This is a genomic window from Pseudomonas sp. GM21, from assembly GCF_000282215.1.
Taxonomy (GTDB): domain Bacteria; phylum Pseudomonadota; class Gammaproteobacteria; order Pseudomonadales; family Pseudomonadaceae; genus Aquipseudomonas.
In genome coordinates this window covers 1-12793 of sequence record NZ_AKJS01000148.1, presented here as the reverse complement: position 1 = coordinate 12793, position 12793 = coordinate 1, and the positions used below count along the sequence as shown (strand labels likewise).

The 12793-nt window shown below is 61.1% G+C and carries 9 protein-coding genes; 8 read left to right on the top strand and 1 reads right to left on the bottom strand.

Annotated elements, in window-relative coordinates:
- Positions 1–32 precede the first annotated feature (32 nt).
- The gene (locus tag PMI22_RS05155) at positions 33–1052 is read right to left on the bottom strand and encodes a quinone-dependent dihydroorotate dehydrogenase (protein ID WP_007948254.1); all 1020 of its coding nucleotides are present in this window, start codon (positions 1050–1052) and stop codon (positions 33–35) included.
- Positions 1053–1280: 228 nt separating this feature from the next.
- Between PMI22_RS05155 and PMI22_RS05160 the strand changes: the two genes are divergently transcribed.
- The 8 genes from PMI22_RS05160 to cobA all read left to right on the top strand — a co-directional run.
- Entirely contained in the window at positions 1281–2492 is a 1212-nt protein-coding gene (locus PMI22_RS05160) for a CmpA/NrtA family ABC transporter substrate-binding protein (protein WP_007948252.1), read from the top strand.
- 15 nt (positions 2493–2507) lie between these two features.
- The gene (locus PMI22_RS05165) at positions 2508–3083 is read left to right on the top strand and encodes an ANTAR domain-containing response regulator (RefSeq protein WP_007948251.1); all 576 of its coding nucleotides are present in this window, start codon (positions 2508–2510) and stop codon (positions 3081–3083) included.
- 336 nt (positions 3084–3419) lie between these two features.
- Positions 3420–4631, top strand: coding sequence for a nitrate/nitrite transporter (locus PMI22_RS05170; RefSeq protein WP_007948250.1), 1212 nt, complete (start codon positions 3420–3422; stop codon positions 4629–4631).
- 7 nt (positions 4632–4638) lie between these two features.
- Positions 4639–6309 (top strand): bifunctional protein-serine/threonine kinase/phosphatase, encoded by a 1671-nt coding sequence (locus PMI22_RS05175; RefSeq protein ID WP_007948249.1) that lies wholly within the window; start codon positions 4639–4641, stop codon positions 6307–6309.
- A 426-nt stretch (positions 6310–6735) separates the two neighbouring features.
- Entirely contained in the window at positions 6736–9189 is a 2454-nt protein-coding gene (nirB, locus tag PMI22_RS05180) for a nitrite reductase large subunit NirB (RefSeq protein ID WP_007948248.1), read from the top strand.
- A complete protein-coding gene (gene nirD, locus PMI22_RS05185; protein WP_007948247.1) occupies positions 9186–9503 on the top strand; it encodes a nitrite reductase small subunit NirD in 318 nt (105 codons plus the stop codon). Before nirB ends, nirD begins: the two co-directional genes overlap by 4 nt.
- A complete protein-coding gene (locus PMI22_RS05190; RefSeq protein ID WP_007948245.1) occupies positions 9503–12220 on the top strand; it encodes a nitrate reductase in 2718 nt (905 codons plus the stop codon). The genes nirD and PMI22_RS05190 overlap by 1 nt, the downstream gene beginning before the upstream one ends.
- Positions 12221–12230: 10 nt before the next feature.
- The coding region (cobA, locus tag PMI22_RS05195) for a uroporphyrinogen-III C-methyltransferase (RefSeq protein WP_007948244.1) at positions 12231–12793 on the top strand (563 nt) is incomplete at its 3' end.

The window sequence follows — 12793 nt, the reverse complement described above, 5'->3', positions numbered from 1 at the left end:
GCAGCCTCGCAGGCTCGGCAGCTGCTACACGATTAACGCAGGGCGGCGATCGCGTCTACGGACTCCCGAATCAACGCTGGGCCTTTGTAGATAAAGCCGGAGTAGATCTGCACCAGGCTCGCACCCGCCGCGATTTTCTCGGCCGCGTGCTTGCCTTCGGTGATGCCGCCCACGGCGATGATCGGCAAGCGCCCTGCCAGTTCCGCCGCCAACACTTTCACGGTGTTCGTGCTCTTGTCGCGAACCGGTGCGCCGGACAGACCGCCCGCCTCGTCACCGTATTCCATGCCTTCGACGCCGACGCGACTCAGGGTGGTGTTGGTGGCGATCACCGCGTCCATCCCGGTTTCCATCAGCGCTTGTGCGACCTGTGCAGTTTCTTCGTCAGTCATGTCCGGTGCGATTTTGATCGCCAGCGGGACATGTTTGCCGTGGCGCAACGCCAGTTCTGCGCGGCGCGTGGCCAGATCAGCGAGCAACTGCTTGAGCGAGTCGCCGAACTGCAGGCTGCGCAGGCCCGGGGTGTTGGGCGAGCTGACGTTGACCGTCACGTAGCTGGCATGGGCGTAGACCTTGTCCAGGCAGATCAGGTAATCGTCGACCGCGCGCTCAACCGGGGTGTCAAAGTTCTTGCCGATGTTGATGCCCAGCACGCCTTTGTATTTGGCTGCCGCCACGCGAGCCAGCAGGTAATCGACGCCGAGGTTGTTGAAGCCCATGCGGTTGATGATCGCCTCGGCTTCCGGCAGGCGGAAAATCCGTGGTTTCGGGTTGCCCGGCTGCGGGCGCGGGGTAATGGTGCCAATTTCGACAAAACCAAAACCCAGTTGAGCGAAACCGTCGATAGCCGCGCCGTTCTTGTCCAGACCGGCCGCCAAGCCCACCGGGTTCGGGAAGTCCAGGCCCATGACCGACACCGGCATTTTCGCCGGGGCCTTGCACAGCAAGCCGTTGAGGCCCAAACGCCCGCCCGCGCCGATCAGGTCCAGTGACAGATCGTGGGAGGTTTCCGGGGAAAGTTTGAACAACATCTGACGGGCCAGGGTGTACATGGGCGGCTTTGACTCTGGGCTACGAAAAGTGGCGGCAATTATAGCCGGGCATCGGGTTGCAGGCGAGGCGCGCGATAAAATCAGCGAGCGATGGCATATGCCTTGCACCGTCACCGGTATCAGCACTCATGCCAAAGGCGGAATGGGTCGCAAGACAAGGGCGTCGTCACTGGGCCTTGCTCTGGCAAGCAGCCCGTTGCGGCGTTTTTTTATGAAAGGTGCTTATTGATGATTGAAGTTCCAGCCAACCCTCTGGCTTGGGTCAATGGCAGCGATGCCCCGGAAAAGACCGACATCAATCTGGGCTTCATGGCCCTGAGCGATTGCGCCTCGGTCGTGGTCGCCGCGACTCAGGGGTTCGCCCAGCCCTACGGCCTGACCTTGAACCTCAAGCGCCAGTCGTCCTGGGCCAACCTGCGGGACAAACTGGTCAGCGGTGAACTTGATGCCGCCCACAGCCTGTACGGCCTGATTTACGCCGTCCACTTGGGCATCGGCGGCGTAGCTTCCACCGACATGGCTGTGCTGATGGGCCTGAACCAGAACGGCCAGAGCATCAATCTTTCCCAGGGTTTACAGACGTTGGGTGTGACCAGTCCTGAAGCACTCGACCGCCACGTGCACCAAACTCGCTCAAAACTCACCTTCGCCCAGACCTTTCCCACCGGCACCCACGCCATGTGGCTGTATTACTGGCTGGCGAGCCAGGGCATTCATCCTTTGCAGGATGTCGACAGCGTGGTGGTGCCGCCGCCGCAAATGGTCGCGCACCTGCAAGCGGGGCGAATCGATGGTTTCTGCGTCGGCGAACCCTGGTCCGCCAGCGCAGTGCAGCAAAATCTCGGCTTTACCCTGGCGACGTCTCAGACAATCTGGCCCGATCACCCGGAAAAAGTCCTCGGCTGCACCCGCGCTTTTGTCGAGCAATACCCCAACACCGCGCGGTCGTTGGTGATGGCGATACTGGAAGCCAGCCGGTTCATCGAGCAAAATACGGAGAACCGCCGCAGCACCGCGCAGCTGTTGAGCGCGCCCGACTACCTCGACGCCCCCCTCGACTGCATTGAACCGCGCCTGCTGGGTGAATACGCGGATGGACTGGGCAATCGCTGGCAAGACCCGCACGCGCTGCGCTTTCATGCCGGCAGCGAGGTCAATGTGCCGTACCTGTCAGACGGCATGTGGTTCATGACCCAGTTCCGGCGCTGGGGTTTGTTGCGCGACGATCCGGATTACCTCGGCGTGGCCCGGGACGTCCAGCAACTGGACCTGTACCGAGAGGCCGCCAGCGCCGTCGGTGTCGCCGCCAGTGATCAGGACATGCGTAGCAGTCAGTTGATCGACGGCAAAACCTGGGACGGTTCCGACCCGGCCGGTTATGCCCGCAGCTTCACGCTGCACGCCATGAGCGACAGCTCGCAACGATTCGCCCACCGCTGACAGGAGACTGCAAACATGCTGCGTATCCTGCTGATCAACGACACCGCAAAGAAAGTCGGTCGCCTCAAAGCCGCCCTGACCGAAGCCGGGTTCGAGGTGATCGACGAATCGGGTTTGACCATCGACCTGCCCGAACGCGTCGAAACGGTGCGTCCGGACGTCATTCTGATCGATACCGAGTCACCCAGCCGCGATGTGATGGAGCAAGTGGTGCTGGTGACCCGCGACCAGCCACGACCGATCGTCATGTTTACCGATGAACATGACCCCGGCGTGATGCGTCAGGCGATCCAGTCCGGGGTCAGCGCCTACATTGTCGAAGGAATTCACGCACAACGCTTGCAGCCGATTCTCGACGTGGCCATGGCACGCTTTGAAAGTGACCAGGCGTTACGCGCTCAACTTCATGCCCGCGACCAACAACTGGCCGAACGCAAGCGCATCGAACTGGCCAAGGGGCTGTTGATGAAGATGAAAGATTGCAATGAGGAAGAGGCTTACACCCTGATGCGCCGCCAGGCCATGAGCCGGCAGCAGAAGCTGATCCAGGTGGCGGAGCAGATCATTGCCATGAGTGAGTTACTCGGGTAACCGATCGTTCCCACGCTCCGCGTGGGGATGCATCCCGTGACGCTCCGCGTCACAGCGAGAAGCGGACGCGGAGCGTCCATGGCGGCATTCCCACGCGGAGCGTGGGAACCATCTCATGAAACTGGCACAAATCTGGCTAAGTAATCACCACAGGTAACCAACGGCGGTTGCCCCACCTACGACAAAGACGTCGCTCACCTCATTTGCCCTTGGCGAATCGGGTGGCGGCGTTTTTTCGTTTTGGCCCCACAGCCCGGGGCCGGTGGTGCGGCCCTTAGGCGCCCCACCTGCTAGCTCATGACTCCTTCTCGAGACTCTTCACAGCTGAGGTGCGCGATGAATTCAAGCTTCTGGAAATCCGGCCACACGCCGACACTGTTTGCGGCCTTCCTCTATTTCGACCTGAGCTTCATGGTCTGGTACGTACTCGGCCCGTTGGCGGTGCAGATCGCCGCCGACCTGCACCTGACCACCCAACAGCGCGGGCTGGTGGTGGCGACGCCAATTCTGGCCGGGGCCGTACTGCGCTTTGTCATGGGCATGCTGGCGGATCGTCTGTCGCCAAAAACCGCCGGGCTGATTGGCCAGGTGATTGTCATCTGCGCGCTGTTCGCCGCCTGGCAACTCGGGATTCACAGCTACGAACAAGCGCTGGTGCTGGGTCTGTTCCTCGGCATGGCCGGTGCGTCCTTCGCCGTCGCCCTGCCGCTGGCCTCGCAATGGTATCCGCCGCAACATCAGGGCAAAGCCATGGGCATTGCCGGCGCAGGCAACTCCGGCACCGTTCTGGCCGCGCTGATTGCTCCGGTATTAGCGGCCGCTTTCGGCTGGAGCAACGTGTTCGGCTTCGCCCTGATCCCATTGATTCTGACCATCATCGTCTTCGCCTGGCTGGCGAAAAATGCCCCTGAACGGCCAAAAGCCAAATCCATGGCCGACTACTTCAAGGCCTTGGGCGACCGTGACAGCTGGTGGTTCATGTTTTTCTACAGCGTGACGTTTGGCGGCTTCATCGGCCTGGCCAGCGCCCTGCCCGGCTACTTCAACGACCAATACGGCCTGAGCCCGGTCACGGCTGGTTACTACACAGCGGCTTGTGTGTTCGGCGGTAGCCTGATGCGTCCATTGGGTGGTGCGCTGGCAGACCGCTTCGGCGGCATCCGCACGCTGCTGGGGATGTACACGGTGGCGGCGCTCTGTATCGCGGTGGTGGGTTTCAATTTGCCGAGTTCCTACGCGGCGCTGGCGCTTTTCGTCTGCACCATGCTCGGTTTGGGCGCAGGTAATGGCGCGGTTTTCCAGCTGGTGCCACAGCGTTTTCGTCGGGAGATCGGCGTGATGACCGGTTTGATCGGCATGGCGGGCGGCATCGGTGGCTTTGCGCTGGCGGCAGGCATGGGCGCGATCAAGCAAAGCACCGGCAGCTATCAACTGGCCTTGTGGCTGTTCGCCAGCCTCGGCGTTCTGGCCTGGTTCGGTCTGCACGGGGTTAAACGTCGCTGGAGAACCACTTGGGGTTCGGCGGCCGTGACGGCGGCTCGGGTCTAAGCCCTCGATGAGCCTGCAACTGAGTTTTGCCCAATCCAGCGCCACCGGCCCGCGGGAGGAAAATCAGGATGCCCTGCGCCTGGTGACGCCGGACCCGGCGCTGGCGGTCAGCAAGGGTTATTTGTTCGCGATTGCCGACGGGGTGAGCCAATGCGCCGACGGCGGTCTCGCGGCCCGCTCGACCTTGCAGGCCCTGGCGCTGGACTATTACGCCACGCCGCAAACCTGGGGGGTCGCGCAAGCACTGGACCGCCTGCTGCTGGCGCAAAATCGCTGGTTGCAGGCCAACGGCGGTGGGCAACCGCTGCTGACTACCGTCAGTGCATTGGTCATGCGCGGCAGGCGTTTTACCCTGGCCCATGTGGGAGATTGCCGGGTGTATCGCTGGCACGCGGATCAGTTGCAGCGCGTCAGTGAGGATCATGTCTGGGACCAACCGGGCATGCAGCATGTGCTCAAGCGTGCGCTGGGGCTGGACCAACATCTGGTGCTGGATTTTCTCGATGGCGAACTGCGCCTGAATGAGAGTTTCGTGCTGCTCAGCGACGGCGTTTGGGCGGTGCTGGGCGACACCGCCATTGCCGCTATCCTGCGAGATCAGCCCAATCTGGACAGCGCAGCACAAACCCTGGTGAATGCCGCGCATCTGGCCGGCAGTCAGGACAATGCCAGCGCGCTGCTGGTAAGGGTCGATGCCTTAGGTGAAACGAGCATTGGCGATGCGTTAATGCACTTACAACAATGGCCATTGCCACCCACGCTCAAACCCGGTCAATCCTTCGAAGGCTGGAACATCGAAGGGGTACTTGGCCACAGCCAGCAGTCTTTGTTGTACCGGGTTCGCGACGGGCAACAACAACCCTGGCTGTTGAAAACCTTACCCGCTGCGCTACGCGACGATCACCTCGCGGGCCAAGCGTTGCTGTCGGAAGAATGGTTTCTCAAACGCGTGGCGGGACGGCACTTCCCTGAAGTCCATGCCGCCAGTCAGCGTCAGCATTTGTACTACGTGATGCGCGAATACTCCGGATCTACGCTGGCAGAACTGCATGAGCGCGCAGGCACTTTGCCGCTTGTGCAATGGCGGGATCTGGCCGAACGCCTGCTAAGGGCGGTCGGCATGTTGCATCGACGGCAGATTCTGCACCGCGATATCAAACCGGAAAACCTGCTGCTGGGTGACGACGGCGAGTTGCGCCTGCTGGATTTCGGCCTGGCCTATTGCGCAGGCCTGTCGGAGGATCAACCTTCTGCCCTGCCGGGAACACCCAGTTACATTGCGCCGGAAGCCTTTCTCGGAGGCGCCCCGAGCCCGCAACAGGATCTGTATGCGGTGGGCGTGACGCTGTACTTCCTGCTGACCGGGCATTATCCCTACGGTGAAATCGAAGCGTTCCAGCGCCCCCGGTTTGGTGTACCGGTCAGTGCCAGTCGTTATCGGCCGGATTTGCCGGAGTGGATTGCGCAATGCCTGGACCGCGCCGTCGCGGCGGATCCAGTTCAGCGCTTTGAAACGGCGGAGGAATGGCTGCTGCTTCTGGAACAGGGCGAGCGCCGCAGTTTGAGCGTGCGTCCCAGACCGCTGCTGGAGCGGGAACCGCTGAAGGTCTGGCGGACCATGGCGCTGGTGTCATTGCTGCTGAATCTGGTGCTGCTGGTTTTGGTATTTCATGGCTGATACCGAGTCGCGCCCATCGCGAGCAGGCTCGCTCCCACAGGGGATTTGTGGCGTTCAAAAACCCCATGTGGGAGCGAGCCTGCTCGCGATGGCAGACTGACAATCTCTCCAAATCCATCGACAAGCGCTCCATTACCGGGCAACGCGCTTCGATGCGGTGCAAAAACCTCGATAACGATCTGTAAAACCCCTCTCCAACCCAACAAATCCGCGTTTTGGACGACTTGGCACAACCACTGCATTACCCTTTTCACCATACATAAAGCCCGGCCTTCAACGACGAAGGTTGCGCTTCCCGAGAGAACGGGACCAGGACAAAGGCGTCCTCGCTAGGCAACTAGCGGGACGCCTTTTTTTGTTTGCGCAAAATTGTCGAGCCAGACCTGAAGCCCTGATGAGGCGGGTCGCAGCTCCCCGGAGAACCTGATGAAAAAACTAAAACTGGTGATGATCGGCAACGGCATGGCCGGGGTTCGTACCCTGGAAGAACTGCTCAAGCTGAGCAACGAGCTGTACGACATCACGGTCTTCGGTGCCGAACCCCATACCAATTACAACCGCATCCTGCTGTCGCCGGTGCTGGCCGGAGAGCAGACGTTCGAAGAGATCGTGCTCAACGACCTCGACTGGTACCTGGACAACAACGTCAAGCTGCTGCTCAACCGAAAAGTCGTGGAAATCGACCGGGTCAAACGCCGGGTCATCGCCGAAGACGGCTCCGAGGCCGAATACGATCGCCTGCTGATCGCCACCGGCTCAACCCCGTTCATCCTGCCGATCCCCGGCAACACCTTGCAGGGTGTGATCGGCTACCGTGACATCGCCGACACCCAGGCCATGATCGACACCGCCAAGACCCACAAGCACGCCGTTGTCATCGGCGGTGGCCTGCTCGGCCTGGAAGCGGCCAACGGCCTTATGCTGCGCGGCATGCACGTCACCGTGGTGCACATCGGCGAATGGTTGCTGGAACGGCAACTCGACAAGACCAGCGGCCAGTTGCTGCAAACCGCCCTGGAAGCACGCGGCCTGCACTTTCGCCTGTGCGAACACACCCACGCGCTGCACGACGCGGGCAATGGCCGGGTCGGCTCGGTTGAATTCAAGAACGGCGACATCATTCCCGCCGACCTGGTGGTGATGGCCGCCGGCATTCGTCCCAACACCGAACTCGCGGAAAAATCCGGCATCCCCTGCAATCGCGGGATTCTGGTCAACGACACGATGCAAACCTACGACCCACGGGTCTACGCCATCGGTGAATGCGCCAGCCATCGTGGCATCGCGTACGGCCTGGTTGCGCCCCTGTTCGAGCAAGCCAAGGTTTGCGCCAATCACCTCGCACAATTGGGCTTCGCCCGTTATCAAGGCTCGGTGACGTCGACCAAATTGAAAGTCACCGGTATCGACCTGTTCTCCGCTGGCGACTTCATGGGCGGCGAAGGCACGGAAACCATCACCCTCTCCGACCCGATTGGCGGAGTCTACAAAAAACTGGTGATCAAGGATGACGTGCTGGTCGGGGCCTGTCTGTACGGCGATACGGCCGATGGCGGTTGGTATTTCCGGCAGATTCGTGAGAATCACGCCATTGGCGAAATCCGCGATCACCTGATGTTCGGCGAAAACGCGCTCGGCGATGTAGGACATCAAGGCCAGGACAAGGCCATGAGCATGGCCGACACCGCCGAAGTCTGCGGCTGCAACGGCGTGTGCAAAGGTACGATCGTCAAGGCGATTCAGGAACACGGGCTGTTCAGTGTCGACGAGGTCAAGAAACACACCAAAGCTGCCAGCTCTTGTGGCTCCTGCGCTGGCCTCGTCGAGCAAATCCTGATCAACACAGTGGGCGGCGCGGCAGACGTCAAACCGAAAAGCGAAAAAGCCATCTGCGGTTGCAGCGACCTCAACCACGGGCAAATCCGCCAAGCCATCCGCGATCAGCATTTGCTGACAATCGCCGGAACCATCGGCTATTTGAACTGGCGCACCCCGAATGGCTGCGCGACCTGCCGCCCGGCACTCAACTACTACCTGATTTCCACCTGGCCAGGCGAAGCCAAGGATGACCCGCAATCGCGCCTGATCAACGAACGTGCCCACGCCAACATTCAAAAAGACGGCACCTACTCGGTGGTCCCGCGGATGTGGGGTGGTGTGACCAACCCTTCGGAATTGCGGCGCATTGCCGATGTCGCCGACAAATACAACGTGCCGATGGTCAAGGTCACCGGCGGCCAGCGCATCGACTTGCTGGGGATCAAGAAACAGGATTTGCCCGGCGTCTGGAAAGACCTCGACATGCCGTCCGGCCACGCCTATGGCAAATCCATCCGTACCGTGAAGACCTGCGTCGGCAGCGAGTTCTGCCGCTTTGGTACGCAAAATTCCACGCAGTTGGGCATAGAGCTGGAGCACGACCTGTTCAACATGTGGTCGCCGCACAAAGTGAAACTGGCCGTCTCTGGTTGCCCGCGCAACTGTTCGGAAGCGGGCATCAAGGACGTAGGAATCATCGGCGTGGATTCCGGCTGGGAGATGTACATCGGTGGCAACGGCGGGATCAAAACCGAAGTCGCCGAGTTCTTCGTCAAACTGAAAACCGCTGAAGAAGTGCGCGAATACAACGGCGCGTTCCTGCAGCTCTATCGCGAAGAAGCCTTCTACCTCGAACGCACCGTGCATTACCTGCAACGGGTCGGCATGGACCACATCAAGAAAGCTGTGCTGGAAGACCCGGAACGCCGCAAGGCGCTGAATGATCGCCTGCAATTCTCCCTGTCGTTCGAACAGGATCCGTGGAAGGAACGCCTGGAACAGCCACTGCTGAAAAAAGAATTCGACGTCATCCCCGTGAAAAACCTGGAGGTGCTGGCATGAACTGGCTCGATATCTGCGCATTGGAAGAAATCAACGCCCTGGGTTCGCGGATCATTGCCGGCCCTAAAGGTGACATCGCGATTTTTCGCACCAGCGACGATGAGGTGTTCGCCCTCGATGACCGCTGCCCACACAAGGGCGGGCCACTGTCTCAAGGATTGATCTACGGCAAACGCGTGGCCTGCCCGCTGCACAACTGGCAGATCGATCTGGAAAGTGGCGAAGCCCTGGCCCCGGACGTCGGGTGCGCCCATCATCACCCGGCGCGGGTCGAAAATGGCCGAGTGATGCTGGCCCTGCGGGACGCAGGCTGATGGACCGCCAGATCACCGCGTCCACCTGCTGCTATTGCGGGGTCGGTTGCGGCGTGCTGATCGAGCATGACGGCGAGCGCATCCTCGGCGTCAGCGGCGATCCGGCGCACCCGGCCAACTTCGGCAAGCTGTGCAGCAAGGGATCAACCCTGCATTTGACCGGCGACTTGACCGCGCGGGCGTTGTACCCGGAATTACGCCTGGGCAAAGGCCTGGCGCGTAGCCGCACCGACTGGGACACCGCCCTCGATCACGCTGTCAGCGTTTTCGCCCAAACCATTGCCGAGCATGGCCCGGACAGCGTGGCGTTCTACATTTCCGGGCAGTTGCTGACCGAGGATTACTACGCCTTCAACAAACTGGCGCGAGCGCTGGTGGGCACCAATAACATCGACAGTAATTCGCGGTTGTGCATGTCATCGGCAGTGGTCGGCTACAAGCGCAGCCTGGGCGCGGATGCGCCGCCGTGCAGCTATGAAGACCTGGAGCTGAGCGACTGCGTGATGATTGTCGGCAGTAACATGGCCTACGCCCACCCGGTACTGTTTCGCCGACTGGAAGAAGCCAAATCCCGCCGGCCACAGATGAAAGTCATCGTCATTGACCCGCGTCGCACCGACACCTGCGATTTGGCTGACCTGCATCTGGCGATTCTTCCGGGGACCGATGTCGCCTTGTTCCACGGGATTTTGCATCTGCTGCTGTGGGAAGACTGGGTCGACCGCGACTACATCAAGGCGCATACCGAAGGCCTGGCCGAACTGAAGAATCTGGTGCGCGACTATACACCGCAGATGGTGTCGCAGCTGTGCGGCATCAACATTGAACAACTGCAGCAATGCGCTGAGTGGGTCGGTACTTCACCGAGTTTCCTGTCGTTGTGGTGCATGGGGCTCAACCAGTCCACCGCCGGCAGCGCAAAAAACAGCGCACTGATCAATTTGCACCTGGCCACCGGACAAATTGGCCGTCCGGGTGCAGGACCTTTCTCGTTGACCGGTCAGCCGAATGCCATGGGCGGGCGTGAAACCGGCAGTCTGTCCAACCTGCTGCCGGGGCATCGCGACGCCGCCAACGCGGAGCACCGTGCCGAGGTGGCGGCTTTCTGGGACGTTGATCACTTGCCTGAAAACCCTGGGCTCAGCGCCATCGAGTTGTTTGAGCAGGTGGCCAGCGGAAAGATCAAAGCCTTGTGGATTGCTTGTACCAACCCTGCTCAGTCACTTCCCGATCAAACTGCCGTGCGCGCCGCTTTGGAAACGTGCCCGTTCGTGGTGTTGCAAGAGGCTTTCCGCACCACTGAAACCGCCAGGTTTGCTGACCTGTTGTTGCCCGCAGCCAGTTGGGGCGAGAAGGACGGTACGGTGACCAACTCCGAACGGCGTATTTCCCACGTCCGCCGGGCAATTGTCGCACCGGGTGAAGCGCGCCCGGACTGGGCGATTACGGTGGATTTCGCACAGCGTCTGGAGAAACGTCTGCGTCCGGAAGCGGCCAGCCTGTTTGCCTTTGAAACACCGGCGCAGGTCTTCGACGAATACAAACAGCTGACGCGAGGCCGGGACCTGGATCTGTCCGGAATCAGCCACGCATTGATCGACCAAATCGGTCCGCAGCAATGGCCTTTTCCTACGGGTTCCAGCACAGGTACTGCCCGGTTGTATCTGGACGGTATTTTCCCGACCGCCAGTGGCCGCGCACAGTTCGTGGCCGATCCGTATCGCGCCGCCAAGGAACAACGGGATGCGCGCTTCCCGCTGACGCTGATCACCGGTCGCCTGCGAGATCAGTGGCACGGCATGAGCCGCACCGGCACCGCCTCACAGTTGTTCGGTCATGTCAGTGAAGCCGTGTTGAGCCTGCACCCCGATGAATTGCGCCGGCATCGCCTGCAAACGGGTGATCTGATCAGCCTGAAAAGCCGGCGCGGCGCGGTGATCGTGCCGGTCTCCAGCGATGACAGTGTGCGTCCGGGCCAGGCCTTTTTGCCGATGCATTTTGGCGACCGTTTTCTTAAGGGCGGCATAAACACCCTCACGCTCCCCGCCTTCGACCCGTTGTCGAAACAACCGGAGCTGAAACACAGCGGCGTGCGCCTCGAACCGGTCCAGTTGCCTTGGCACCTTTTCGCGCTGATAGAGGGCGATGTCCAACAGCACTTTGAGACGCTACGACCGCTCTGCGAGACGTTTTCCTACGTCAGCCTCAGCCTTGCCGGCCGTGAGCGCCCTGCGCTGCTGATACGCGCTGCCAACGCCACCGCGCCTGATCCGCAACTGCTGCGGGAAATCGATCAATGCCTGGGACTCAATGACGGACCGGTCCTGGCCTACGACGACCCACGGCGCTCAATCGGTAAGCGGGTGCGGATCGAAAACGGCCGGATCACTGCGATCCGTTTGGCGGGTGAAACCCTCGCCCGACACTGGCTGCAGAACCTCTGGCTCGAAGGTCGCGCCGATGAACAGCTACGGCGCTGGTTGCTTGCGCCACTGAGTGCCCCACCGGGCCAGGTGGACGCCGAAGCGGTCGGCAACAAAATCCTGTGCAACTGCACAAACGTCAGCCAAAACGCGGTCTGCGCCGGCATTCGTCGTGGCCTGGACTTGCAGGGGCTGAAACAAGAATTGGGTTGCGGCACGCAATGCGGCTCCTGCGTCCCGGAAATCAAGCGTTTGCTGGCCGCCACCGCGCAGCCGCAAGCCGCCATCTCGTGAGGAAAACACTATGAGCGCAAAAGTCTGGCTGGTGGGTGCGGGTCCCGGTGACCCGGAATTACTGACGCTCAAAGCTGTTCGGGCGCTGAGAGAAGCGGATGTGGTGCTGATCGACGATCTGGTCAACGACGCGGTGCTGGAGCACTGCTGCGGCGCACGGATTATTCCAGTGGGCAAGCGCGGTGGCTGTCGCTCTACTCCGCAAGCATTCATACATCGCCTGATGCTGCGTTATGCCCGTCACGGCAAATGCGTGGTTCGGCTCAAGGGCGGCGATCCGTGCATCTTCGGGCGTGGTGGTGAAGAAGCACAGTGGCTGCGCGAACGTGGTGTCGAGGTAGAGCTGGTCAATGGCATCACTGCCGGGCTGGCAGGCGCGACGCAATGTGATATTCCGCTGACCCTGCGTGGCGTGGCACGAGGTGTAACGCTGGTCACCGCCCACACTCAGGATGGCAGCAGCCTGAACTGGCAGGCGCTGGCCCAGGGTGGCACGACACTGGTGATCTACATGGGTGTGGCCAAACTCAGCGAGATCCGTGAGCAACTGCTGGCGGGCGCAATGGCAGCCGA